Origin of the sequence: Streptomyces sp. NPDC021622, assembly GCF_040640795.1 — a bacterium.
In the GTDB taxonomy this organism is placed as follows: Bacteria; Actinomycetota; Actinomycetes; order Streptomycetales; family Streptomycetaceae; genus Streptomyces.
This window is the reverse complement of sequence record NZ_JBFACK010000001.1, coordinates 484,307-508,908: the sequence shown is the minus strand read 5'-3', so window position 1 is coordinate 508,908 and position 24,602 is coordinate 484,307. Positions and strand designations below refer to the sequence as shown.

Below are 24,602 nucleotides of genomic sequence, written 5' to 3'. Positions count from 1 at the left end.
GAACGGCACTGCGGAGAAACGGGTGGGCGGGCGGGAAAAAATCCGCCGCGAAGCGGCGGCACAGGCCGCACCCGCCCACCAGACATCAGCCGAAGAAGACCCCCACCTCGGCGTACAACTTCGGGTCCACGGTCTTCAGCTTCGACGTAGCGTCAGCGATGGGCACCCGCACGATGTCCGTCCCCTGCAGCGCGACCATCTTGCCGAAGTCGCCGTCCCGTACGGCCTCGATCGCATGCAGCCCGAAGCGCGTGGCGAGCCAGCGGTCGAAGGCGCTGGGCGTGCCGCCGCGCTGGACATGACCGAGCACGGTCGTCCGGGCTTCCTTCCCCGTCCGCCCCTCGATCTCCTTGGCCAGCCACTCGCCGACCCCGGAGAGCCTGACGTGCCCGAAGGAGTCCTGCGTACCGTCCTTGAGGACCATCTCGCCGTCCTTGGGCATGGCCCCTTCCGCGACGACGACGATCGGGGCGTACGACGCCTTGAAGCGCGAGGTCACCCAGGCGCACACCTGGTCGACGTCGAAGCGCTGCTCCGGGATGAGGATGACGTTCGCGCCGCCCGCGAGGCCCGAGTGCAGGGCGATCCAGCCCGCGTGCCGCCCCATGACCTCGACCACGAGGACCCGCATGTGCGACTCGGCGGTGGTGTGCAGGCGGTCGATCGCCTCGGTGGCGATGCCGACCGCCGTGTCGAAGCCGAAGGTGTAGTCGGTGGCGGAGAGGTCGTTGTCGATGGTCTTCGGGACGCCCACGACCGGGACGCCGTACTCGTCGGTCAGGCGCGCGGCGACACCCAGGGTGTCCTCGCCGCCGATCGCGATGAGGGAGTCGACCTCGTGCTTGGCGAGGTTTTCCTTGATCCGGCGGATGCCGTTCTCGACCTTGAACGGATTGGTGCGCGAGGAGCCGAGGATGGTGCCGCCACGGGGCAGGATGCCCCGCACGGCAGGGATGTCGAGCTGGACGGTGTCGCCCTCCAGCGGACCGCGCCAGCCGTCCCGGAAGCCGACGAAGCCATAGCCGTACTCCTGCACGCCCTTGCGGACGATGCCTCGGATGACGGCGTTGAGCCCGGGGCAGTCGCCGCCTCCGGTCAGTACGCCAATTTTCTTGGCCCCCATGGAAAGTCCCTTCGCCTCAGTGACCTGATGCGAGTCACGCTAATGGTGATCCAGGTCACTGAGGGACGGTGCGGACGGTCAATTCCGTTTCCCCGCAAGGGAGTTGATCAAGCATGTTCACTCGAATGAGGGTCGAATGAGGCTACTCGTCGTCGAGCCCGCGCTCGATCGCGTACCGCACGAGCTCCACCCTGTTGTGCAGCTGGAGCTTGCCCAGGGTGTTCTGCACGTGGTTCTGCACGGTGCGGTGCGAGATGACAAGGCGCTCGGCGATCTGCTTGTAGCTCAGGCCCTTGGCCACGAGCCGCAGCACCTCGGTCTCGCGGTCGGTGAGCTGCGGGGCCTTCGGCTCGTCCGGGGTGCCGGGCGCCGGATCGGACGCGAGGCGGCGGTACTCGCCGAGGACCAGGCCCGCGAGGCCCGGCGTGAAGACCGCGTCACCGACGGCCGTACGGGCCACCGCGTCGGTCAGCTCGGCGGTGGAGGCCGACTTCAGGAGGTAGCCGGTGGCCCCCGACTTGACCGCCTCAAGGACATCGGCGTGCTCGCCGCTGGCCGAGAGGACGAGCACCCGCAGGGCCGGGTTGGCACTGACGAGTTCCTTGCAGACCTGGACGCCCGGCTTCAGGGGCAGATTCAGATCGAGTACGAGGACGTCCGGCGCGGCGGCCTGCGCGCGGCGTACGGCCTGCTCGCCGTCGCCCGCCGTGGCGACCACGTCGAAGCCCGCCTCGGCGAGGTCGCGGGCGACCGCGTCCCGCCACATCGGATGGTCGTCGACGACCATGACCTTGACCGGGCCCTTGCCGTCCTGTTGTTGCTGCTCGCTCATCGTTCCTTGCCTGCCTTCCCCCGTGTGCTGCCCACGTTCTCCGGGTCCGCCGCGTTCCGCGGGACCCTCATTTCCACTTCCGTGCCCTGTCCCGGCACCGAGATCAGCTCGGCCGTGCCCCCGATGTCCCGCAGCCGCCCCCGGATCGACAGGGCGACGCCGAGCCGCCCCTCGCCCTCGGCCTCGGCGAGGCGGCCTTCGGGGATGCCGGGGCCGTCGTCCCGCACGGTCACGATCACCGCGTCCGGCTCGTCCTCGACGAGGATCCAGGCGGCGGCGTCCGGGCCCGCGTGCCGGTGGACGTTGTCCAGGGCGGCGCCGACCGCGGCGGCCAGTTCCCGTGCGGTCTTCGGCGGGAGTCCGACGGGGGCGCCCGGCTCGGAGACGGTCACCTTCGCGCCCGCGTACGGAAAGAGCAACGAGCGCAGGTCACAGGGGTCGGCTTCGTCCTCGTCCTCGTCGGGCTCCTCCACCGCGCGGACCACGGCCCCCAGCGACGCGTCCTCCGACACATGGCTCGTGCGGACCAGGCCGCCCGCCACCAGCGTGCGCAGCGCGACCTCCTGCTCCCCCGCGAGCCGGCCGAGCTCCGCGGCCTCGCCGCCGAGCGCGCTGCCGCGTCGCTGCACCATCGCGAGGACCTGCAGCACGCTGTCGTGGATGTCGCGGGCGAGCCGCTCGCGCTCGCGGGTCGCGGCCTCGATCTCCAGGGCGCGGGCGAGGGTGCGCTCGGAGGCGCGGGCCACCTCGACGACGTAACCGATGGCGATGGAGGCGATGCAGACCAACAGGACGTTGTGCAGCGTGTCCTGGGTGGGCCTGCCGCGCTGCGCGATGTTGGCGACGCCGACCAGCGCCGACGCGAAGGCCGCCCACCGCCAGCCGCCCTTGATCGCGAAGGCGAGCACCGCGCCCGCCGTCCATATCGACGGCAGCGTCGGGCCGTCGTGGACGATCCGCTGGTGCGAGTCGGCGACCGGCGTGAGCAGGATCCCCGTGATCGCGACGGTCACGTCGATGACCAGGAACCGCTTGGTGCAGCTCGCGGCGCCCGCGACCTTCGGCAGCGTGCCGAGCGTCCACCCGGCGAGCACCGCGTAGTACGCGATGGCCACCCACGGGCGGTCGAACTTCTCATGCGCGGCCACGAAAAGGCCGATGGCATAGAGCATGGTCAGCACGCGGTAGCCGGTCAGCGCACGCCACAGCGGCTGCTCGACCGACATCCTCATGACGCGTACACGCTTGGTCATGCTCCCCCGCCCCTGGAGGCGCCCGCCGGCTCCCCCGCTGCACCGACGCCGCTAGGCGCCGGACCGTTCCTTTTCGGCCGCCGCGGCTTTTGCCGCCGCCTTCTTCTCGGCTTCCTTCTCGGCCTTCGCCTCGTCCGCGAGACGGCGCTTCGCAGCGGTCGCGTACTCGTCGACGTACTCCTGGCCGGACAGCTTCATGATCTCGTACATGACCTCGTCGGTCACCGCCCGCAGGACGAAGCGGTCGTGCTCCATGCCCTGGTACCTGCGGAAGTCGAGCGGCTCGCCGATCTTGATGCCGGGCCGCATCAGCTTCGGCAGGACCTTGCCGGGCGGCTGGATCTTCTCGGTGTCGATCATCGCCACGGGAAGCACCGGCGCCCCGGTGGCGAGCGCCACGCGGGCCAGGCCGCCGGGCTTGCCACGGTAGAGCCTCCCGTCGGGCGAACGGGTGCCTTCCGGGTAGATGCCGAAGAGCTCGCCGCGCTCCAGGACCTCGATGCCGCTCTTGATGGCCGCCTCGCCCGCGCCGCGCCCGCCGGAGCGGTCCACGGGCAGCTGGCCGACGCCCTTGAAGAAGGCCGCGGTGAGCCTGCCCTTCACACCGGGTGACGTGAAGTACTCCGCCTTGGCGATGAAGGTGACCTTCCGGTCGAGCACCGCGGGCAGGAAGAAGGAGTCCGAGAAGGAGAGATGGTTGCTCGCCAGGATGGCCGGTCCTTCGGCGGGTACGTTCTCAAGGCCTTCCACCCAGGGCCTGAAGCCGAGCTTCAGCGGCCCTCCGATGGCGACCTTCATTGCGCCGTAGATCAAACCGAGTGCCTCCTGTTATGTGTGGATCAGACCTTAACCCGCTGTAAGGCCAAAGGGCCCGACGGCCCTGGTCGGTGTCAGTCCGGTCGCGTACCGTGAAGTACTCCGCGTAACCCCACAGCCACATCTCACGAAGGAGACCGAAGTGCCGGTCCTCCCCGGAGCCGAGCCGTACCGCCACGAGGGCGGCGAGGTCGGCGTCCTCCTCTGTCACGGCTTCACCGGATCCCCGCAGTCCCTGCGCCCCTGGGCCGAGTACCTCGCGGAACAGGGCCTGACCGTCTCCCTCCCGCTGCTGCCCGGCCACGGCACGCGCTGGGAGGACATGCAGATCACCGGCTGGCAGGACTGGTACGCGGAGGTGGAGCGCGAGCTCCACGGCCTCCTCGAGCGGTGCACGGAGGTCTTCGTCTTCGGCCTCTCCATGGGCGGCGCGCTCACGCTGCGCCTCGCCGCGAAGCACGGCGACGCGGTGCGGGGCATCGTCCTGGTGAACCCGGCGAACAAGGTGCACGGCCTCGCGGCGCACGCGCTGCCGGTCGCCCGCCACTTCGTCCGTACGACGAAGGGCATCGCCAGTGACATCGCCAAGGACGGCTCGGTGGAGATCGGCTACGACCGGGTGCCGCTGCACGCGGCGCACTCCATGCGCCGGTTCTTCCAGCGGCTCGACCGCGAGCTGCCGCAGGTGACACAGCCGCTGCTGCTCCTGCACAGCCCGCAGGACCACGTGGTGCCGCCGGCCGACTCGGCCAGGATCCTCAGCCGGGTGTCCTCCAGGGACGTCACCGAGATCCTCCTGGAACAGAGCTACCACGTCGCGACGTTGGACCACGATGCGGACCGGATTTTCGAGGAGAGCCTCGCGTTCATCGGCCGGCTCGCCCCCAGTGTCGGCAAGGAAGGGACGGCCACCGGTGGCTGAGCAGGACCGACGTGAACCGGACCACGACGAGGACCGCGAGCCCGAGGAGAAGGCGGAGCCGGAGGGCGGCGTGCCGCTGGACGAGGACGCGGTGTGGCAGGAGATCGTCGCGGGGTACGGACAGGAGCCGGCGGACCCGCCGGGCGCCAAGCCGTTCAAGTCCGTGGAGGACCTGGCACTCCTTGAGCCCGAGACGAACGAGCCTCCGCAGGCGGACGGCAAGCGCGGCAAGGACTCCGAGGACACCGACGCGTCCGGCACGAAGACACCGCTGGGCGGCTCCGTCTCCTTCGCGCCCGGAGTCGGCGGTCCGCGTGACTATGACGCGCCGGAGGCCTCGGACGACGACCTGGACGCGGACGACGAGGGCCACTTCGTCCCGCCGGAGCCGCCGCCGCTGCCCGAGGCCGATGTGACGGCGAAGTTCGCCTGGCTTGCCGTGATCGGCGGCCCGGTGCTGCTCCTGCTCACCGTGCTGCTCGGCTGGAACATGACGTGGTGGATCGCCACGCTCAGCATCGGCGGCTTCCTCGGCGGCTTCGCCACGCTGGTGACGCGGATGAAGGGCGACGACGACGAGGACGACGACCCGGGGCGCGGCGCGGTCGTCTAACCCCTTCTAACCCCCTTGAGCTGCCGGGATTCTGAGGGCGGCGAGCACGGGCAGATGGTCCGTGGCCGCCCGCAGATCCGCCTCGCTCACCCCGTCGAGCTCCAACGGCACGCCGCAGCCGAGCACTTCGACCCCGGCTGTCGCGAAGATCGCGTCGATACGCTGATGAGGGTCGCCCGGCGTCGAGGTGTTCTCTCCGCCCCAGGGCGCCGTCGCCCAGCAGTCCCGCAGCTGAGAGGCGAGCCTGCGGAACGTACGGCCCTTGGGGCGGTCGTTCAGATCACCGCCCGCGACGGCGTGCTCCACGCCCATCCCCGCGAGCCGGTCGAGCAGCATCCCGCCCTGCGCGTACCGCTCGTCGCTCTGCAGGCTCAGATGGCAGCTCAGGACGCCGATCCTGGCGCCCCCGAACCGCACGACGGCGGTCGCGAAGCCGCGCCGGTGCAGGCCAGGGGTGAGCGGGAGCAGCACGTCCTCGGTCCGCTCCACGGTCGCCCGCAGCGAGCAGAGCAGCGCGGGCCCGGAGGCGGTGGCGCCGCCCGAGAGGATCACCAGATCGGCCGCACGCGCAAGCCGCGCCAGCTTCTTGCGCCACCGGAAGAACCGGGGAGCCTCCTGGACGAGTACGAGATCGGGCTCGCACGCGGCGATGACGCGGGCCAGCGCGTCGGTGTCGTCCCGCATGGACCGAATGTTGTAACTGAGCACCCGGATCACGGCTGAACCGTCGTCTTCGGTACGGGAGTTGGGCAGCGTCACCATGGAGATCAAGATAGCCGCTGGCCCACCCCGTTGTGGGCAGGCGTTCCGGCCGCCCGACCGCCGTCCTCGTTGCGGCCGTCCCCGTTGTGGGCAGGCGTTCCGGCCGCCCGACCGCCGTCCTCGTTGTGGCCGTCCCCGTTGTGGGCAGGCGTTCCGGCCGCCCGACCGCCGTCCTCGTTGCGGCCGTCCCCGTTGTGGGCAGGCGTTCCGCACGGCGGAACGGGTGGGCACAACGCCGAAGCCGCGGGGCACCGACACAGCAGGGCGCCCGCCACCCCCACGGATGGGGACGACGGGCGCCAAGTAAAGCCACCGAGCAGCGAATCAGCCCTGCCGAGCAAGATCCGCGGCACCGACAAGCCCCGCCTCATTGCCCAGCTGAGCCGCAAGCACCTGCGCATGCGGCCGCCACTGCCCACCGATCAGCCACCGCCGGAAGGACTTCCGGATCGGGTCGAGGACCAGCTCGCCCTCGTCGGACAGCCCGCCGCCCACGATGAACGCGGAGGGGTCGAAGAGCGAGGCCAGATCGGCCAGGCCCGCGCCGACCCAGCGGGCCAGCTCCCGGTAGGAGTCGACGGCGACAGGATCCCCCTGCCGGGCCGCCTCACTGATGTGCTTGCCCTCGATGCCGTCCACCGTGCCATCGCCCAGGCCGAGCAGAATCTCCGCGGCCTCCGGCGTCGCGTTGGCCCGCTGCCGCCCGTACCGCAGCAGCGCACGCCCCGACGCGTACTGCTCCCAGCACCCCTGGCTCCCGCAGCCGCACAGCAGTCCGTCCGGCACGGTCCGGATGTGCCCGAACTCCGCGGCCACGCCGAAGCGTCCGCGGCGCAGCTTGTTGCCGATGATGATGCCGCCGCCGAGGCCCGTGCCCAGCGTGATGACGATGACGTCCTCGTGGCCCTGGCCCGCGCCGAACTTGTACTCGCCCCAGGCCGCCGCGTTCGCGTCGTTCTCGACGACGACCGGCATGCCGACCCGCTGCTCGACCTTGTCCTTCAGCGGCTCGTGTCGCCAGTTGATGTTCGGCGCGAAGAGAACGGTGGCGCGCTTGTCGTCGACGTATCCGGCGGCACCGATGCCGACGGCCTCCACGTCGTTCCCCTTGCCGGCTCCGGACACGGCGGCACAGATCGCGTCCACGATGCCGTCGGCGGTCGGCGGCGTGGGCACCTTGTGGGTGTCGAGAATGGTGCCCTCTTCGTCGACCACTCCGGCCGCGATCTTCGTGCCGCCGATATCGACGCCGATGGTGAGTCCCATGTGTCCCTCAGTTTCGGTCGAGCCCCGCTACGGCCAACCGTACCCGAGGGGTGTTCAGTCCAGGTCGATGTGTTCGCCGGGCCCCGGGCCGTCATCGCGCCGCTCCGGACCCCGCGCCGCGTCGCTCCCGCGGGTCCAGCGGCCCTCCTGGCTCTCGACCGCGGAGCGGTAGGCGGCGAGCAGTTCATTGCCCGCGGCGGCGAGGTGGTCGAAGACATCGGGGTTGCGCTCGATGACCGGTTCGACGGCGGCCTTCGCCTGCTGGACGACCTGCCTCACGGTCTGCTCGACGGCGCCCTGCGCGACCGCGCCGAGCAGTGGCGTCTGGAGTCCGGACAGCTTCTCCGACACGGCGTCGACGAGCTTGCGCAGCTCCTCGCCCGCCGATCCCGGCGGCGACCCGTACTGCTCCCGGCGGCGGGCCTTCTCCGCCGCGAGGTCCTCGGCGCAGGCCTTCTCCCAGGCATCGGCGTCGGTGTCGGCCGCTTCGGGCTCGGGCACTTCGCGCTCGGTGGCATCGCTCATGACGGACAGACTCCTGCGGAGGGCGGCCGGTGGACCCATGGGCCGCGACCCATGGACCGGGGACCTATGGATTCGTACTCCCGACGTTACCCGAACGGCGGTAGGCCGTTCACCGTGTACGCGGCCACAGATCCGGGTCGGGCGTGAACCGCACCCGCAGCTCGCCATCGCGAAGACCGGCGCCCGCGACGGTGCAGCGGCGCAGCGCGGACGGCAGGGTGACGATGCGCCGGAACGGGCCCGCCGTGACGACCAGTTCATCGCCGCGCCGGATAAGCCCGAGCTCCTCGCGCACGGCTCCGGGCAGCGGGATGTGCCAGACCAGGACGCCGTCGTCGGCGAGGGCGTCGGTGACGGGCCACTGACCGCCTTCCGGGGACTCCGGGGCGGCGCCGGGCGCGGGCACGCCGAGGGCGGCCAGGTCGTCGCCGCCGCGCGGATCGTGGCCCAGGTGCGGCAGTGTGCGGAGCTCTTCGCCGTACGTCCCCGTCCACTCGGCCAGGATCTTGCGCTGCTGGGCGATGAGCCCGGCGAACCAGGTGTCGGCGGTGTCGTCGGGCAGGACGCGATTGGCGAGGAGTGCGTCGGCGCGCAGGCCCTGCAGGGCGAGCCCGGTGGCGGCGGCACGCACCGCGTCGGCGCCCGCGGGGCCCGGCTCGACAACGAGGCGCACGGTCGTGCCCGGGTCCTCGATCACGGCCTGCGCGGCGGCGAGTTCGGTGTCCCAGCGGGCCGCCGTCTCGTACAGCCAGTCGGCGGGCATCGGGACACCGGCGATGCGGCCCAGCATCGGGCGCAGGGCGCGGGCCGCCTGCCGCTCGGGGGGCAGCAGCCTGCGGAGGTAGCGGCGGAGCTGCTCGGGGAGTGCGAGGAGCGTGAGGGCGCGGGGCAGCGGGGGCAGGTCCACCACCACGGTGTCGTACGCGTCCCGCCCCGCGTCGCGCAGGGCCCGCAGCAGCGCAAGCTCGTCGCTGCCGGGCAGCGGGGTGAGCTCCTCGCCCTCGAGGCGTCCGGCGCCGAGCAGGTCGAGGGCGGAGGACGCCTTCTTCTGCAGGGCGAGGAGGTCGTCACGGAACTCGTCGCCGGGGGCCAGTCGCCGGACGGTGAGACCCGGCTCTTCGGCGGTGTCGACCTGGTTGGCGGAGATGAGGAGGGTGCGGGCGCCCTCCCGGGCCGCGGTGAGCGCGGTGGCCGTGGCGACAGTGGTACGGCCGGAGCCGCCGGGGCCCGTGACGAGGAGGGTGCGCATAAGGGTGAACGGTACGCCCCTGGCCGACAGCGCCCCGAAGCGCTCAGGCCCCGGCCTCCACCCGCTTCTTCAGGCCCGCCAGAGCCCGGTCGATGATGACCTTCTCCGCCTTGCGCTTGATCATGCCCAGCATCGGGATCTTCACGTCGACGGTCAGCTGGTAGGTGACCTCGGTGCCGTCGCCGGAGGGCTGCAGGATGTAGGCGCCGTCGAGCGACCTCAGCATCTGGGACTTGACGAGGGTCCAGCTGACCTCGTTCTCGCCGGTCCACGTGTAGCCGAGCGTCTGGTCGTCCTTGATCGCGCCCGCGTCCATGACGAGGCGGACCTCCTTGGCGCGGCCCTGGTCGTCGGTGGTCAGCACCTCGGCCTTCTTCACCTCACCCGTCCAGTCGGGGTAGCGCGCGAAGTCGGCGATCACCCCCATGACCTCGGCCGGTGCCGCCTCGATCGTGATACTCGAGCTGGTGTGTTCCGCCATCTCTGTGGCTCCTCCAGATGCGGTCCGGTACGGGGGGTGGTGTGCATACGTGTGTAACGCGTGAAGGCTATCGCGCACCGGATGGACCGCTGTCACCACTCCAGTGACCACGGCCTGCCCGAGCCCGCGAAGTGCCCCACGTTCACACACTCGGTGGCCCCGACGCGCATGCGCCGGGTCAGCGGCTGATGGACGTGGCCGAAAAGTGCGTATCTCGGGCGGGTCTTGTGAATGGCCGCGAGCAGCGCCCGGCTGCCCCGCTCGAAGCGGCGCGCGACCGTGTCGTACACGAGCTCGGGGACCTCCGGCGGGATGTGCGTGCAGAGCACGTCGACCTCGCCGACGGCCTCGATCTTGGCCGCGAATTCCTCGTCGCTGATCTCGTAGGGCGTCCGCATGGGCGTGCGCAGACCGCCGCCGACGAAGCCGAAGACCCGCCCGCCGATCTCGGCGCGCTGACCGTCGAGGACGGTGGTGCCGGGCGCCGCGTACTCGGACCACAGGGTCGGTATGTCGACGTTGCCGTACGTGGCGTACGTAGGTGTGGGGAAGGCGGCGAAGAGTTCGGCGTACTGCTTGCGCACCGCGCGCTCGATGGCCGGTCCCCTGTCCATGCCCGCCCACAGCCGCCTGCCGAACTCCCTGGCCTCCTCGAAGCGGCGCTCGGTGCGCAGCTCGACGAGGCGGTCGGCGTTCCGCTCTCCGAAGAGGTCGGGGAAGATGCCGCGCGAGTGGTCGGCGTAGTCGAGGAAGAGCACCAGGTCACCGAGACAGATGAGCGCGTCGGCGCCCTCGCCCGCGCGGGCGAGATCCTTTGTGTTGCCGTGCACGTCACTGACCACATTGACCCGGAAACCTGGCATGCCGATCACCCTAGAACGAGTGGGCAAAGGTGGGTAGAGGCCTCAGGAGCGGGCGGACCTGCGGTTACTTCCGAGTCGGGAAGAGCGTGGCGTACTGTGCGGTTCAGACCACAACGACGTGTGACGCACCGAACATCTGGCCCGGACCCCCTACCGAACAAGCCATACCCATGGGTAACGTCCGGGCAGTCCAGTAGTGCTCCAGTTCAACTTCCCCCTCCCGGGAGCACCTGCCCGATCTTGGACCGCACCGTCGCATCGCACAACGTCGTGGCGCCGGCGCCCTATGTAGGAGCAGCAGTCTTGCGCGAGTTCAGCCTTCCGGCCCTGTACGAGGTCCCCGCGGACGGCAATCTGACCGACATCGTCCGCAGAAATGCCGTGCAGCACCCGGATGTCGCCGTCATCGGCCGCAAGGTGGACGGCACCTGGCAGGACGTCACCGCCAAGAACTTCCTCGCCGAGGTGCGCGCCGCCGCGAAGGGGCTCATCGCCGCCGGCGTGCGGCCCGGCGACCGCGTCGGTCTGATGTCCCGCACCCGGTACGAGTGGACGCTCGTCGACTTCGCGATCTGGAGCGCGGGCGCGGTCACCGTGCCGGTGTACGAGACGAGTTCGGCCGAGCAGATCCAGTGGATCCTGGGCGACTCCGGCGCCGTGGCCGTCGTCGTCGAGCTCGACGCGCACAGCGCGGCCGTCGACTCCGTCCGCGACCGGCTTCCCGATCTGGTCAACGTATGGCAGATCGACCGTGGTGGCGTCGAGGAGCTGAACCGCTCGGGCGCCGACGTCCCGGACGAGACCGTCGACGAGCGCAGCGCGGTCGCGGGCGCCGACGACCCGGCGACCATCGTCTACACCTCGGGCACCACGGGCCGCCCCAAGGGCTGTGTCCTCACGCACCGCAGCTTCTTCGCGGAGTGCGGCAACGTGGTGGAGCGCCTGAAGCCGCTGTTCCGCACCGGCGAGTGCTCGGTACTCCTCTTCCTTCCCGTCGCGCACGTCTTCGGGCGCCTCGTCCAGATCGGCGCGCTGATGGCGCCGATCAAGCTGGGCCACGCGCCCGACGTCAAGAACCTCACGGACGAGCTGGCGTCGTTCCGGCCGACGATGATCCTGGGTGTCCCGCGCGTCTTCGAGAAGGTCTACAACTCGGCGCGCGCCAAGGCACAGGCCGACGGCAAGGGCAAGATCTTCGACAAGGCCGCGGACACGGCGATCGCGTACAGCCGCGCGCTCGACACCCCGAGCGGTCCCTCGCTCGGACTGAAGATCAAGTACAAGACGTTCGACAAGCTGGTCTACAGCAAGCTGCGGGCCGTGCTCGGCGGCCGCGGCGAGTACGCGATCTCGGGCGGCGCGCCGCTGGGCGAGCGCCTTGGCCACTTCTTCCGCGGCATCGGCTTCACGGTCCTCGAGGGCTACGGCCTGACGGAGTCGTGCGCGGCCACCGCCTTCAACCCGTGGGACCGCACGAAGATCGGCACGGTCGGCCAGCCGCTGCCCGGTTCGGTCGTCCGGATCGCCGACGACGGCGAGGTGCTGCTGCACGGCGAGCACCTGTTCACGGGGTACTGGAACAACGAGGGCGCGACCGAAGAGGCGCTCGCCGACGGCTGGTTCCACACCGGCGACATCGGCACGCTCGACGAGGACGGCTACCTCCGGATCACCGGCCGCAAGAAGGAGATCATCGTGACGGCGGGCGGCAAGAATGTCGCTCCCGCGGTGATCGAGGACCGGATCCGTGCGCATGCCCTTGTCGCCGAGTGCATGGTCGTGGGCGACGGCCGCCCCTTCGTGGGCGCGCTCGTCACGATCGACGACGAGTTCCTCGGCCGCTGGGCCGCCGACCACGGGAAGCCGGCGGGCTCCACGGCGGCGTCGCTGCGTGACGACGCGGATCTGCTTGCGGCGGTCCAGAGCGCCGTGGACGACGGCAACGCGGCGGTCTCCAAGGCGGAGTCCGTACGCAAGTTCCGCGTCCTTGCCACGCAGTTCACGGAGGAGTCGGGGCATCTGACTCCGTCCCTGAAGCTGAAGCGGAGCGTTGTGGCGAAGGATTACGCCGACGAGGTTGAAGCCCTTTACCGGGGGTGACGCGCCTTGCCGCCGCGGGTGGCTTGTATTGTTGCGCGACTACCGGTCGCGGCTGGTTGCTCGCGCAGTTCCCCGCGCCCCTTAAGGGGCGCGGGGAACTGCGCGACAAGCCCATGACGGGCCGTCAGTCGCGCAACAACCCCCAGCAGCACCCCATTAGGCGCTACAGAAGCTCCTTGAGACGCTCCGCCAAGAGATCCCAGCGCCACCTCTCCTCGACCCACTCCCGGCCCCGCTCCCCCATCCGCGCCCGCAGCTCCGCGTCCCCGAGCAGGGTGACGATCCGGTCGGCCGCGTCCTCGGGGACACCGCCCCGGACGACCCACCCCGTCTCCCCGTCGAGCACCGCGTCCGGCGCCCCGCCAGAATCCCCGGCGACGACCGGCAGGCCCGTCGCCGAAGCCTCCAGGTAGACAATGCCGAGGCCCTCCACGTCAAGGCCCCCGCGCCGGGTCCTGCACGGCATGGCGAAGACGTCTCCCGCGCCGTAATGCGCGGGGAGTTCCTCCCACGGCACCGCGCCGGTGAAGCGGACCGACTCCGAGACGCCCGTCTCGGCGGCGAGCTTGTGCAGCTCCTTCTCGTAGGGGCCGCCCCCCACGATCAGCAGCACCGCGTCGGGCTCCCGGGCCAGTATCCGCGGCATGGCGAGGATCAGCGTGTCCTGGCCCTTGCGCGGCACAAGGCGCGAGACGCACACGACGACCGGCCGGTCGGTCAGGCCGAGGCGGGCGCGTACGGCGTCACCGCCCGACCCCGGGTGGAACGTCTTCTCGTCGACACCGGGCGGCAGTTGGACCATCCGCCCCGCCGCGGCGGGCGTCAGCGCGGCGGCGATCCGGGAGCGCGTGTACTCGCCGAGATAGGTGATCGTGTCCGTCGACTCGCCGATCCGGCGCAGGAGTTGGCGGGAGGCGGGCAGCTGTGCCCAGCCCGCCTCATGGCCGTGCGTCGTGGCGACGAGCCGCGTCGCCCCCGCCTTGCGCAGGGCGGGCGCCATGAGCCCCAGCGGCGCCGCCGCCCCGAACCACACCGACGTACAGCCGTGTTCACGCAGCAGCGAGACCGCGCGCCGGGTGACGCGCGGGGTCGGCAGCAGCATCGTCGTGGGGTCGCGTACGACCTTGAAGGGCTGCTCGGCGTCGAAGGCGGCCGTCGCCTCCGCGCCCTCGCGGCCGCGCTTCCAGGTCGAGGCGTAGACGACGAGCTGCTCGGGGTCCAGGCGAAGGGCCATGTTGTGCAGGAACGCCTGGATGCCACCGGGCCTGGGCGGGAAGTCGTTCGTGACGATCAGGGTCTTGTGCATCGTCGCCGACAGTACCGAAAGCCGGGCAAGCCGCCGAACGGCCCCGCCTCTTGGCCCATCCACGGCTCCGTCCGCCATCATGGCTCCCGAATCCCAATGAAACGGCCGAAAAGGGGCGTGGTGGCGCGTGGTGCGGATCCTGGCCGTCTGGGGCCTGACCCGGACCGTCCTGCTGCTCTGCGTCCTCCAGGTCCTCACCGCCCCCGGCCCCGACGTGACCAGCGACGTCTGGGTCATCTACCAGGGCTGGTACGAGGTCCTGCGCACCGGCACCTTCCCGCTCGACGACGTCACCTGGCAGTACCCGCCCGCCGCCGCCCTCGCGGTCCTCTCCCCCGCCCTGCTGCCCTTCCTCGGCTACGGGACCGCCTTCTTCGTCCTCGCGTTCCTCGCCGACGCGCTGGTCATCGGACTGCTCCTGTACGCGGGGCGGCGGCCCGGCAGATCACTCCGGGGGGCCTGGGTGTGGGTCGTGGGCGTGGCGCTGCTCGGGCCCACCGTGTACGCCCGTTACGACCTGATGGTCACGGCCGTCGCGGTCGCCGCGCTGCTCGCCGGGGCCCGGCATCCGCGCGCGATGGGCGCGCTCGCGGGCTTCGGCGCGCTGCTCAAGGTGTGGCCGGTGCTGCTGCTCGTCGGTACGCCACGCGGGCGCGCCACCCGGCGCTCCTGGGGCGCCGCGGCCTGCACGGCGCTCGGTCTTGCCCTCGCCTTCCTGGTGACGATGCCGGGCGCGCTCGCCTTCCTGACCTTCCAGCGCGACCGGGGCACCGAGGTCGAATCGCTCGGCGCCCTCGTCTTCCATGTCGCGCGGCACTTCGGCTGGAACGGCCAGGTCCAGCTGAACTACGGCTCGGTGGAGTTCATCGGCCCGTACGTCCCGCTGGTGAGCACGGTGGCGCAGGCGCTGTCCGTGGCGGCCTGCTGCTGGCTGCTCGTGTGGCGCCTTCGGGCGCGTGTCTGGTCGGCGGGCACGGTCGCGGACGCGGCCTTCGTCGCCGTGCTCCTGTTCACCGTGACGAGCCGGGTGATCAGCCCGCAGTACATGGTCTGGCTGGTGGGGATCGCCGCCGTGTGCCTGGCGTTCCGCAAGAGCCGGATGGTGCTGCCCGCCCGGCTCGTCCTGGCGGCCACGTTCGTCACGTTCCTGGAGTTCCCCGTCTGGTTCTCGCACGTGGTGGCCAGTGATCCGCTGGGCATCGCCCTGCTCTTCGTACGCAACGGTCTGCTCGTCGCGGCGGCGCTGCTCGCCTGCCGGAGCCTGTGGCGGCGGACGGTGTCCGAGCCCCGGGAACACGGTCCGGAGCCCGCCGGGGTCAGCCGAGCTCAGCGCGCAGATACGTACGCCACCGCGCCGTGAACTCCTCCGGGGTGAGGTCGAGGACATCCCGCAGGGCGTCCTCCACCGCGCCGGGCCTCTTCTTGTGGTCGCCGACCGCTTCGTAGAACGCCGTAAGACGTTCCTCGCCCCACTGGTCGGCGATCATCCGGCAGGCCAGCCACGCCCCTTCGTACGCCTGCGCCAGCTCCCCCGAGTCCCCGCTGAAGCCGAAGTCGCCGTCCTCGGGCAGCGCCGCGGGCAGCCGCTCCTCCTGGACGGCGCGCCGCAGTTCGGGCGCGGCCTGCGCCGCGGTCCGGCCCGTGCCGCGGTAGCCCACCCAGTCGGCGAAGCCCTCGGAGAGCCAGAGCGGGGTGGCCCGCGAGGTGTGCGCGCGGGTCGCGACGTGGGTCGTCTCGTGGGTGATGACGACCTGCTTGCCGAAGGCACCGAGCACGCCGTACGCCTCCGGGTTGACGATGATCCGGTCGGCGGGCGCCTGCCCGGAGCCGCCGGCCTCCCCCGTGGTCACCGCCGCGATCCCCTGATAGCCGGAGGCCGGCGCCCCCAGCAGCCCCGCCATGCCGTCCAGGGACTTGGGCACGAGGACGACGACCTGCCCGGGCCACTTCCCGCGCCAGGCGTCCCGCACCGACGGCACCGCGCGGTCGGCGAGATCCGCGTACGCGCGCAGCTCCGCGGCGGCCCGGTCCCCGCGCCCGACGCCGAGAACGAGGCTGTGGTCGCCCCGCACGGACGTGACGGGCCCCTGGTCCCAGAGCTGCTCGGTGGCCTTCTTCGCGGGGCGCTCGGCGGCGACGTACCACTGTCCGTCGCGCTCCTGGAGCGAGAGCGTGCGCGTCGTGCTCAGCGGCGCCCTGTCGTAGCCCTTGATCCGGTACCGGAGCTCGGCGGTCGCCGTGGCCCGCGCGCCGTCCCGGTCGAAGGCGGTCAGGCGGTACCCCCACGACGCGAGCGGGAGATCACGGAGGTTGTCGTAGGCCTCGGCGGGCCGGCCCGTCGCGCGGTACGCGGCGGCGTCCCGGTCGAGCACCGCTTCCGCGCGCCGCTCCAGGAGCCTGCGCACGTCGCCGGGCGCCGCGTCGGGCGCCGAAGGACCGCCGCATCCGACGAGCAGCGCGACGCAGAGTGCAAGGACTCCCGACCCACGCCCGCGACCAGCCATGATGCAGATCGTACGGGCAGCGGGCGGCCCGCCGCCGGTCAGATACGCGTCACCGACGACACCGGCATCATGCCCACCGGGTCGTAGCGCACGGTCGCGCCGGGGTAGGGCGCGTGCGCGACCTGGCCGTTGCCCATGTACATCCCGATGTGGCTCGCGTCGTCGCGGTAGACGACGAGGTCGCCGGGCTGCGCCTGGCCGAGCGGCACCTGGCGCCCTGCGTGGCGCTGCGCCTGAGAGGTGCGCGGCAGGCCGACGCCCGCCTGTGCGTACGCCCACTGGGTGAGGCCCGAACAGTCAAAGCCGGAGGGGCCGTTGGCGCCCCACACGTACGGCTTGCCGACCGCCGAGCTCACCGCGGCGATCGCGGCGGCCGCCCGCGACGATGCGGGCACCGCGGCGCCGAGATCGGGCAGTTCGCCGCGTCCCGAGCGCGACGCCCTGTCGTACGCGGCGCGCTCGTCGGAGGTCAGCGAGTTGAGCAGCCGCCGCGCCTTGGCGAGCTTGTGCTCGACGGTGCGCTTGTGGCGGGCCACCGCCTTGCGGATCTCCTCGAGGTCGGCGAGCTTGCGGGTGGCCTCCGTGCGCTCCTGGGAGAGGGCGCGCTGGGCCTTCTGCAGATCGGTCAGTTCGTCGGCCTGCCGGGCGCCGATGCGTTCGAGCGCCGCCGCCTTGTCGAGATAGCCGTCGGGGTCGGAGGAGAGCATCAGGGCGAGCGAGGGGTCGATGCCGCCGGAGCGGTACTGGGCCCCGGCGAGCGCGCCGAGTGCGCCGCGCATCGTGTTGATGCGCTCCTGCCCGCGGGCGACGCTGTCCTTGGCGAGACGGACCTGCTCGCCCAGCGTGTCCGCGCGTTCGTCGGCCTTGTTGTACGACTCGGTGGCCTTCTCGGCCTGCTCGTAGAGGCGGTCCACCTTGGCTTTGGTGTCGGACGGAGTGTCCTGCGGCGCTGCGCCCGCCGGTGCGGCGCCGAGTGCGGCGGCCGCGGTGGCCGCCGCTGCCGAGAAGACGGTCACGCACGCGCTCCGGTCAAGGCCGGACTGTGCGGGACGACGATGGGACCCCACGGGAAGCCGCTCTCCCTCCGCTGGCGAACCCCGGACGAACCCGAGGAGTGCGCGCGAGAGTAGCCGTGGGATCACGTCACGGCCAAAGACCCGGCCGTGCACATAACGTGACGCCCCGCCGGAGACGCAGGTCACCGACGGGGCGTGAGGTCAGCAGGAGTTGGCGGAATTCGCTCGTTTGGGCGGCACGCCGGTCTTTTCAGATGCGGACCGCTGAGCGGAAATCAGATACGCACGCCGAACTGGAAGGAGCCGATGGTGGACATCGACTCGTAGCGCACCACGGCGCCCGGCTTCGGGGCGTGAAGCACCTGGCCGTTGCCCGCGTAGAAGCCGACGTGCGCGAGGCTGTTGAAGAACACCAGGTCGCCCGGCTTCAGCTCGGAGCGGCCGATCTTCGTGCCGTCGTTCTGCTGGGTGTAGGTGGTGCGGGTGATCTGCACACCGGCCTGGTTGTAACCCCACTGCGTGAGGCCGGAGCAGTCGTAGGAGTTGGGGCCGCTGCCGCCGGAGACGTACGGCTTGCCCAGCTGGGTGGCGGCGGCGCTCAGGGCGGCCTGGCCGCGCTGCGATGCCGGGGCCTCCTTGCCGAGGTCCACGCGGTCGCCGGCGTCGCGGCTCGCGCGCTGCTCCTTGGCGGCGAGCTCGGCCTTCTCCTTGGCGGTCAGCGTGTTGAGCAGCTTCTGGGCGGCGCCGAGCTTGCTCTGGACTTCCTTCTTCTTCTTGCCCAGTTCCTTGCGCGTCTCCGCGAGGTCGCTGAGCTTGTCGGACGCCTCCTTGCGCTCCTGCGCGAGGGTCCGCTGCTTGTCCTGGACCTTCTTGAGCGCCTCGACCTGCTGACTGCTCAACTGGTCCATGGTGGACGCCTTGTCGAGGTAGTCGTCCGGGTCGGCCGAGAGGAAGAGCTGGACGGAGGGGTCGATGCCGCCGGAGCGGTACTGCGCGCTGGCCATCGAACCGAGGCCGCTGCGCAGGTCGTTGAGGTCCTCCTGGCCGCGCGCGACCTTGTCCTGAAGCTCGCCGATCTCCTTCTCGAGCTTCTCCTGCTTCTCCTTGGCGCCGTTGTACCGGTCGGTGGCCCGGCCCGCGTCCTCGTAGAGCTTGTCGACCTTGGACTTGACCTCGTCCTTGCTCGGCTTCTCGCTCGGCGAGGCGTTGGCGGCCTGCGAGGTGAGTGCCACGGCAGCGGCGGCGGTTGCGGTGAGCACGGTCACACGGGCGCGGCTCGGCTGCTTGGGTCGACGGTGGGACGCCACGAAGGCGGCTCCTTCTTCCTCCAGCCGCCTACCGAAACCCGGTGGGCGGGTACCACCGCTGTCACCCCGGATGGGCGATCAACCGAGCGGAGGTTCGGGGCGAGACCCTAGTGACCTTCTTATGATCAGTTCAAATCCTGACCAGCAAAAAGTAGCCGGTCGGGCGCATTCTTTACCGTTGACGCACAGGCGGTGATGGGCACTTGACGCTACGTTGCGTAAGCGTCGCCCCAATTCGGGCATAGGGAACAGGAGTTACTCAGGCACCCTTAGCCACACAGAGTCGGGCGTACGTCAGCCGCGCGAGAGCCGCTTCAGGAGCACGACGGAAGCGACAGGACGCGCCCCCGCCTTCGCGATCCCGTCGGCCACTTCGCGGTCGGTGGAGACGACGACCACGGGGCGCCCGGGAGGCTCGGCGCGCACCAGCTGGCGGATCAGTTCGTCCGCCGTGACGCCGGGCTTGGAGAAAAGGACGCGCACCCCGCGCGGCGGCGCGAGCAGGACGGGCGCGGCGAGTTCGGCCCCGTCGAAGACGCAGGTGACCTCGGCGCCGGTCTGGGCGGCGAGCTGCGAGAGCGAGCCGAGCAGCCGAAGGCGCTGCTTCTCCAGGGGCATCGTGGGATAGCCGGTCTTGGTGACGTTGTAGCCGTCCACGACCAGGTGCGCCTGCGGCAGCGCGAGCAGCTGGTCGAGGATGGCCGGATCGTTCTCGGAGAGCGCGCGGGCCGCGATGTCCTTCGGCGTCATCCGCCCCGGCTCGACGGCGTCCACGGTCTCGGCGGGCCGCACCGACACGGGCGGCAGGGCGAGTTCGCGGCGCAGCCCCTGGGTGGCCTCGAGGACCGTGTCCAGGAGCAGCCGCACTCGCATGTCCTCGACGCTGCGGCCCTCGCGCGCCGCCCTGCGGCTGGCTTCCAGGGCCGCCTCGGTCTCGCTGAGCCGGGCTTTGAGCCGCCGGGTCTCGCTCTCCGCGGCGGACACCTGCGCCTGGCCCTCGGCACGCACGGCGTCGGCTTCGGCCGCCGCCTTGCGCAGGGCCGCCTCGCCGCGCTTGACGTCGCTGAGCGCGCCGCGCAGCTTGCGATGCATCGATTCGGCTTCCTTCTTCGCCGACTCCAGCTCCGTGCGCAGCCGCTCCGTCTCGGCCTTCGTCTGGCCGCGGGCCGCCGCGAGCTCCTCGCGCAGCCGCTCAAGCTCGGCCCGGGTCTCGTCGTCGACGCGCTCGGCGTCCGCCCGCTGGGCCTCCTCGCCCGCGGCGGTCACCAGCTTCACCCAGCCGGTGGGGCGCAACACATAGGCCGCGGCCGCCACGTCGAGCGGGTCCGCGGCCGGGGGCGGGGAGCCCGCGTCCAGGGCACCGGTGAGCTCGGGCTGCGCCTCTCTGAGACGTTCGCCGATGCGCTGCCGGAAGAGCGGGTCGCCCTCCAGGGCGGCCGCCATCGCGTTGCCGGCGAACTTGGTGCGCCGGGTCGGCGTGAAACGGGCGTACTGCCGCAGCTGTGCGGGCAGTTCGCTCACCGTGAGACCACCGAAGCCGTCCGAGACGATCTGGACGACCCGGCGGCGCACTCCGTCGGGCAGCGGGCGGTCGAGCACCTCAGCGGCGCCGTCGTCCGGCTCCCCGCTCGCGCTCTCCACCATCGCTCACCCCACTAGCTGTGCGGGGCCCGCTCCCTCAGGAGCCGGCACCCGGCCTGTCCACGAGTTCCACCTTGTCCACCGCGTTGCACCAGCGGCAGCGGACCGACTCGATGGTCTCACTGACCACCTCACGTTCCTCGACGTTCGACTCACCGGCCAGGTCGAGGTGCACATATTCGACGACCTTCGAAGAGCGGGTCACGTCGAACCGCGTGAGATTGCCGCAGAGCGTGCAGCGCCACCGGGTGGTGTCGGTCGGCAGAGGAACCGTCATCGTGGCTGTTCGCTTTCCTTCGGGATTCCATGGTGCGTGGTGCCCGTAACCCTAAGGCCTGTAAGGGTCTCCATGCGGCGGCCTCCACAGCGGCGAGGCGGTCTGTACGGGTAGCGCCCCTTACGTCATGCTCTGTTCATGATCAACGCAAGGGTTGCGACGGCGGTCCGGCTGATCAGGGGCCAGTCGGCCCCGGTGACGTACGGCCTGATGGTCGCCTGCTGTCTGGTCTTCGTGATCTCCCCCGTGTCCGGGCTCAACGCCGTCTACGGCACCGGCGACCAGCTGCTCGCCGCGCAGCAGGACTACTTCGCGCGCTGGGGGGTGGTCCCATCCGAACTGATCAGCGGGGTGCCGCGGGCTGCGCTCGGCCCCCTCACCGCGCTCTTCGTGCACGGCAGCTGGCTGCATCTGCTCGGCAACATGCTCTTCCTGTACGTCTTCGGGGCGATGGTCGAGGAACGGATGGGGCACCTCCAGTTCGCGCTCTTCTACATCGTCTGCGGCTATCTCGCCCTGTTCGCCTACGCGGCCGCGCACGCCGACTCCGACCAGACGCTGGTGGGCGCGTCGGGCGCGATCTCGGCGGTGCTCGGCGCCTTCCTGCGACTCTTCCCCAAGGCGCGGGTCACCAGCCTCTTCCCGTTCCTCTTCTTCCTTCCGCTGCGCTTTCCCGCCTGGGTGGTGCTGCCGTTCTGGGTGACGCTGCAGTGGCTGGCCGCGCTGCAGGGCGGGCAGGGTCCCGGGGTCGCCTATCTGGCCCACCTGGTGGGCTTCTCGCTGGGCTTTCTCTACGCGTGGGTGCGGTATGGCCGGACGGATAGAGTGAAGAGGCCAGCACCGGCTACCGAGGGAGACAGTCAGCCGTGATCACCGCGATCGTGCTCATCAAGACCAGCGTGGACCGGATCCCCGAGATCGCCGAGTCGATCTCCGCCCTCGACTGCGTCAGCGAGGTCTTCTCCGTGACCGGCACCTACGACCTGATCGCCATGGTGCGCGTCGGCCGCCACGACGACCTGGCCGATGTCATCCCCGGCAAGATCAGCAAGATCCCGGGCGTGGAGGCGACGGACACGCATGTCGCGTTCCGTACGTACTCGCAGCACGACCTGGAGGCGGCGTTCGCGATCGGCCTCGACTCCTAGGCGTCCGGACGGCCGTCGGATGAGGGTTTCTTCATCTGCGGCTCATGCGGCCGGCGCACTGCGCCCCGCACCCTCGCTGTCATGGTCTTCTCCCACCGCATGGCCGCCTTGGCCGCCGTCGTGGCGATCCCCCTCGGCATCGCCACGACCAGCTACGTCCTGACCGACAGCCCCGAGCCCCCCAAGGCCCCTCCCAAGGTGGAGCTGGAGAGCGGCTCGCCGTCCTCGAAGCCGTCCTCGCCGTCATCGCCGTCCTCGAAGCCCACCACCCCCCGGCCGACGCCGAGCGACGAGACGGTGTCCCCGCCGCCGGTCAGCGAGAATTCCCCGGGCGATGACAACGACGACGACGGCAACGAAGGCAGCGGCCGGGGCGACAACGACGACGACGGTCCCGGTGACGACGGCTGAGCGCCCGCACCGCTGGATATCCGCCCGTGTCCGCATCCTGCTCTGGCTGCTCGTGGTGATGACCGTCGCGCTCACCGCGGTCGCGGCCACCACCCGCTCCGTCCTGCTGCGCGACGTGGACCACCGCATCGACCGGCTGCTCGCCCAGGAGACCGCGGAGTTCACCAACCTCGCCCGCGAGGGAGTCGATCCGCACACGGGCGAGAAGTTCAGCGCTCCCGACCCCCTCCTGCGGCTCTTCCTGTCCCGGCAGTACGCCGACCCCGACGAGGAGCTCCTCGGTCTGGTCGGCCGCCCCGGCAAGGCGCCCGCGAAGAAGGAGCAGTCGCGCGAGCCACGGATCGACCATCCGCTCGCCGAGGACACCGCCGCCCTTCGCACGGTCTTCGAGTCCCGCGACGCGACCGGCACGCTGCACCGCGAGCGCGGCGAGGTCCGCTGGGCGAAGGTGGAGATCGCGGCGAACGCGGGCCATCCGGCGGCGGCGTTCGTCGTCGCCTTCCACCCGGCGGGCGAACAGGCCAAGGCGGGCGACGTGTTCACGATGCTGCTCGCCATCTCCGGGGTCGCGCTCCTGATGACGACCGGCATCGGCTGGGCGGTCGCGGGCCGCATCCTCAGGCCCGTGCGTCTGGTGCGTACGACCGCCGCGCAGCTCACCGAACAGGATCTGACCCGGCGCATCCCGGTGCAGGGCAGGGACGACGTCGCGGCGCTCGCCGAGACGTTCAACGGCATGCTCGACCGGCTGGAGCGCGCGTTCGCCGCGCAGCGCGAGTTCGTCGACGACGCCGGGCACGAGCTGCGCACGCCCATCACCATCGTGCGCGGCCATCTGGAGCTGATGGGCGACGATCCGGGCGAGCGCGAGGAGACCGTCCGGATCGTGGTGGAGGAGCTCGACCGGATGAGCCGCATCGTCGAGGATCTGCTGCTCCTGGCCAAGGCCGAGCGCCCCGACTTCGTCACCCCCGAGCCGGTGCAGCTCGCCGAGCTGACGGCGGACGTCTTCGTCAAGGCGCGGGCACTCGGCGACCGCGACTGGCAGCTGGCCGAAGTGGCCGATGGCGAAACCGGTCTCGACCCGCAGCGCATCACCCAGGCGATGGTGCAGCTCGCCCAGAACGCTGTCCAGCACACCGTCCCCGGCCAGCGGATCGGCATCGGCTCACGCAGCACGGCAGGCCGGATCGAGTTGTACGTCGCCGACAGCGGGCCCGGCGTCCAGGCGCAGGACGCGGCGGTGATCTTCGAGCGGTTCCGGCGCGGCACCGCACGCCGCGGCGCCCGCGCCACCGGCGCCGGGCTCGGCCTCGCCATCGTGCGCGCGATCGCCGAAGGGCACGGCGGCCGGGTCGAGCTGCGGCCCACGGCGTCGGGCTCCGGCGGCGCCACCTTCGTACTCGTACTGCGAGAAGTACTGCGAGAACAGGAACCAGGACTGCCATGAACCGGATTCTCATCGTCGAGGACGAGGAGCGCATCGCCTCCTTCGTCGAGAAGGGCCTGCGGGCCAACGGCTTCACCACCAGCGTCGTCGGCGACGGCGAAGCGGCCTACAACTACGCCCTGACCGGCGGCTTCGACCTGGTCGTCCTGGACATCGGGCTGCCCGGCAAGGACGGCTTCACGGTCCTGCGGCAGCTGCGCGAGGCCCGGGTGACGACCCCGGTGATCGTGCTGACCGCCCGCGACTCGGTCCGGGACACGGTGGCGGGCCTCGAGGGCGGCGCCGACGACTGGATGACCAAGCCGTTCCGCTTCGAGGAGCTGCTCGCGCGGGTGCGCCTGAGGCTGCGCACGGCGGCGGGCGCCCCGGAGGTGACGGTGCTGCGCGGCGGGGATCTGACGCTGGATCTGCGCACCCGCAGGGCGCGTTCGGGCGAGCGGACGGTGGACCTGACGGCACGTGAGTTCGTGCTGCTCGAACTGTTCCTGCGCCATCCGGGGCAGGTGCTCTCGCGGGAGCAGATCCTCTCCCATGTGTGGGGCTACGACTTCGACCCCGGGTCCAACATCGTGGACGTGTACGTACGGGCGCTGCGCAAGAAGCTGGGCGCGGAGCGGGTGGAGACGGTGCGCGGGATGGGGTACCGGCTGCCGGGGTGAGCGTCCGGCCTCCCGGGGTGAGCGTCCGGATCGCCCGGGGTGAGCGTCCGGATCGCCCGGTGAAGTTCCTTTCATCTC

At 71.1% G+C, this 24,602-nt stretch carries 25 protein-coding genes; 9 read left to right on the top strand and 16 right to left on the bottom strand.

Annotated features, from left to right (window positions below; translation table 11 throughout):
* Positions 1–85 precede the first annotated feature (85 nt).
* The 4 genes from AB0G47_RS02300 to AB0G47_RS02285 all read right to left on the bottom strand — a co-directional run bounded on the left by AB0G47_RS02300 (position 86) and on the right by AB0G47_RS02285 (position 4,006).
* Positions 86–1,123 (bottom strand): 6-phosphofructokinase, encoded by a 1,038-nt coding sequence (locus AB0G47_RS02300; RefSeq protein WP_360763196.1) that lies wholly within the window; start codon positions 1,121–1,123, stop codon positions 86–88.
* A gap of 142 nt (positions 1,124–1,265) precedes the next feature.
* Positions 1,266–1,955, bottom strand: coding sequence for a response regulator transcription factor (locus AB0G47_RS02295; protein ID WP_360763194.1), 690 nt, complete (start codon positions 1,953–1,955; stop codon positions 1,266–1,268).
* On the bottom strand, positions 1,952–3,208 hold the full coding sequence (locus AB0G47_RS02290; RefSeq protein WP_360763192.1) for a DUF5931 domain-containing protein: 1,257 nt from the start codon (positions 3,206–3,208) through the stop codon (positions 1,952–1,954). Before AB0G47_RS02290 ends, AB0G47_RS02295 begins: the two co-directional genes overlap by 4 nt.
* A 51-nt stretch (positions 3,209–3,259) precedes the next feature.
* Positions 3,260–4,006, bottom strand: a complete 747-nt coding sequence (locus AB0G47_RS02285; RefSeq protein WP_360763929.1) for a lysophospholipid acyltransferase family protein — start codon at positions 4,004–4,006, stop codon at positions 3,260–3,262.
* A gap of 160 nt (positions 4,007–4,166) precedes the next feature.
* Between AB0G47_RS02285 and AB0G47_RS02280 the strand changes: the two genes are divergently transcribed.
* On the top strand, positions 4,167–4,946 hold the full coding sequence (locus tag AB0G47_RS02280; protein ID WP_360763190.1) for an alpha/beta fold hydrolase: 780 nt from the start codon (positions 4,167–4,169) through the stop codon (positions 4,944–4,946).
* A complete protein-coding gene (locus AB0G47_RS02275; protein WP_360763188.1) occupies positions 4,939–5,559 on the top strand; it encodes a hypothetical protein in 621 nt (206 codons plus the stop codon). The genes AB0G47_RS02280 and AB0G47_RS02275 overlap by 8 nt, the downstream gene beginning before the upstream one ends.
* A gap of 6 nt (positions 5,560–5,565) precedes the next feature.
* Here the strand turns inward: AB0G47_RS02275 and AB0G47_RS02270 are convergent, their stop codons facing one another.
* From AB0G47_RS02270 to AB0G47_RS02245, 6 genes are all read right to left on the bottom strand, one after another.
* Positions 5,566–6,321 carry an endonuclease/exonuclease/phosphatase family protein gene (locus tag AB0G47_RS02270; RefSeq protein ID WP_360763186.1) on the bottom strand — a complete coding sequence of 252 codons (756 nt, stop codon included), beginning with the start codon at positions 6,319–6,321 and terminating at the stop codon, positions 5,566–5,568.
* Positions 6,322–6,645: 324 nt separating this feature from the next.
* Positions 6,646–7,587, bottom strand: a complete 942-nt coding sequence (locus AB0G47_RS02265; RefSeq protein WP_360763184.1) for an ROK family glucokinase — start codon at positions 7,585–7,587, stop codon at positions 6,646–6,648.
* A 54-nt stretch (positions 7,588–7,641) separates the two neighbouring features.
* Positions 7,642–8,112 carry a DUF5304 domain-containing protein gene (locus AB0G47_RS02260; RefSeq protein WP_360763182.1) on the bottom strand — a complete coding sequence of 157 codons (471 nt, stop codon included), beginning with the start codon at positions 8,110–8,112 and terminating at the stop codon, positions 7,642–7,644.
* A 109-nt stretch (positions 8,113–8,221) separates the two neighbouring features.
* Positions 8,222–9,361, bottom strand: a complete 1,140-nt coding sequence (locus AB0G47_RS02255) for an ArsA-related P-loop ATPase (RefSeq protein WP_360763180.1) — start codon at positions 9,359–9,361, stop codon at positions 8,222–8,224.
* Between the two features lie 43 nt (positions 9,362–9,404).
* Entirely contained in the window at positions 9,405–9,842 is a 438-nt protein-coding gene (locus AB0G47_RS02250; protein WP_360763179.1) for an SRPBCC family protein, read from the bottom strand.
* Positions 9,843–9,934: 92 nt separating this feature from the next.
* Entirely contained in the window at positions 9,935–10,705 is a 771-nt protein-coding gene (locus tag AB0G47_RS02245) for a metallophosphoesterase (RefSeq protein WP_360763177.1), read from the bottom strand.
* Positions 10,706–11,008: 303 nt separating this feature from the next.
* Here AB0G47_RS02245 and AB0G47_RS02240 point away from each other — a divergent pair, with 303 nt between their 5' ends.
* The gene (locus AB0G47_RS02240) at positions 11,009–12,805 is read left to right on the top strand and encodes an AMP-dependent synthetase/ligase (RefSeq protein WP_360763175.1); all 1,797 of its coding nucleotides are present in this window, start codon (positions 11,009–11,011) and stop codon (positions 12,803–12,805) included.
* A 163-nt stretch (positions 12,806–12,968) separates the two neighbouring features.
* Here the strand turns inward: AB0G47_RS02240 and AB0G47_RS02235 are convergent, their stop codons facing one another.
* Positions 12,969–14,111: a glycosyltransferase family 4 protein gene (locus tag AB0G47_RS02235; protein WP_360763173.1), complete on the bottom strand. Its 1,143-nt coding sequence runs from the start codon at positions 14,109–14,111 to the stop codon at positions 12,969–12,971.
* 127 nt (positions 14,112–14,238) lie between these two features.
* On the opposite strand from AB0G47_RS02235, the gene AB0G47_RS02230 reads away from it, so the two are divergent.
* Positions 14,239–15,471 carry a glycosyltransferase family 87 protein gene (locus tag AB0G47_RS02230; RefSeq protein WP_360763171.1) on the top strand — a complete coding sequence of 411 codons (1,233 nt, stop codon included), beginning with the start codon at positions 14,239–14,241 and terminating at the stop codon, positions 15,469–15,471.
* Here AB0G47_RS02230 and AB0G47_RS02225 read toward each other — a convergent pair.
* From AB0G47_RS02225 to AB0G47_RS02205, 5 genes are all read right to left on the bottom strand, one after another.
* The gene (locus AB0G47_RS02225; RefSeq protein ID WP_360763169.1) at positions 15,428–16,615 is read right to left on the bottom strand and encodes a hypothetical protein; all 1,188 of its coding nucleotides are present in this window, start codon (positions 16,613–16,615) and stop codon (positions 15,428–15,430) included. The two genes, AB0G47_RS02230 and AB0G47_RS02225, sit on opposite strands and share 44 nt — an antisense overlap.
* Before the next feature lie 38 nt (positions 16,616–16,653).
* Positions 16,654–17,682 carry an NlpC/P60 family protein gene (locus tag AB0G47_RS02220; protein ID WP_360763167.1) on the bottom strand — a complete coding sequence of 343 codons (1,029 nt, stop codon included), beginning with the start codon at positions 17,680–17,682 and terminating at the stop codon, positions 16,654–16,656.
* 224 nt (positions 17,683–17,906) lie between these two features.
* On the bottom strand, positions 17,907–18,938 hold the full coding sequence (locus AB0G47_RS02215; RefSeq protein WP_360763165.1) for an NlpC/P60 family protein: 1,032 nt from the start codon (positions 18,936–18,938) through the stop codon (positions 17,907–17,909).
* A 294-nt stretch (positions 18,939–19,232) separates the two neighbouring features.
* Positions 19,233–20,582, bottom strand: a complete 1,350-nt coding sequence (locus tag AB0G47_RS02210; RefSeq protein ID WP_360763163.1) for an NYN domain-containing protein — start codon at positions 20,580–20,582, stop codon at positions 19,233–19,235.
* Positions 20,583–20,616: 34 nt separating this feature from the next.
* Positions 20,617–20,856: a hypothetical protein gene (locus AB0G47_RS02205; RefSeq protein WP_135328915.1), complete on the bottom strand. Its 240-nt coding sequence runs from the start codon at positions 20,854–20,856 to the stop codon at positions 20,617–20,619.
* A gap of 138 nt (positions 20,857–20,994) precedes the next feature.
* Between AB0G47_RS02205 and AB0G47_RS02200 the strand changes: the two genes are divergently transcribed.
* The 5 genes from AB0G47_RS02200 (at position 20,995) to AB0G47_RS02180 (ending at position 24,524) form a co-directional block, all read left to right on the top strand.
* Entirely contained in the window at positions 20,995–21,726 is a 732-nt protein-coding gene (locus AB0G47_RS02200; RefSeq protein WP_360763161.1) for a rhomboid family intramembrane serine protease, read from the top strand.
* Positions 21,723–22,004, top strand: coding sequence for an Lrp/AsnC ligand binding domain-containing protein (locus AB0G47_RS02195; RefSeq protein WP_266867875.1), 282 nt, complete (start codon positions 21,723–21,725; stop codon positions 22,002–22,004). The genes AB0G47_RS02200 and AB0G47_RS02195 overlap by 4 nt, the downstream gene beginning before the upstream one ends.
* A gap of 81 nt (positions 22,005–22,085) precedes the next feature.
* The gene (locus AB0G47_RS02190; protein ID WP_360763159.1) at positions 22,086–22,415 is read left to right on the top strand and encodes a small secreted hydrophilic protein; all 330 of its coding nucleotides are present in this window, start codon (positions 22,086–22,088) and stop codon (positions 22,413–22,415) included.
* Complete coding sequence (locus AB0G47_RS02185; RefSeq protein WP_360763157.1) at positions 22,402–23,865, top strand: ATP-binding protein; 1,464 nt, start codon at positions 22,402–22,404, stop codon at positions 23,863–23,865. The genes AB0G47_RS02190 and AB0G47_RS02185 overlap by 14 nt, the downstream gene beginning before the upstream one ends.
* Entirely contained in the window at positions 23,862–24,524 is a 663-nt protein-coding gene (locus AB0G47_RS02180) for a response regulator transcription factor (protein ID WP_360763155.1), read from the top strand. Before AB0G47_RS02185 ends, AB0G47_RS02180 begins: the two co-directional genes overlap by 4 nt.
* Positions 24,525–24,602: the final 78 nt, after the last annotated feature.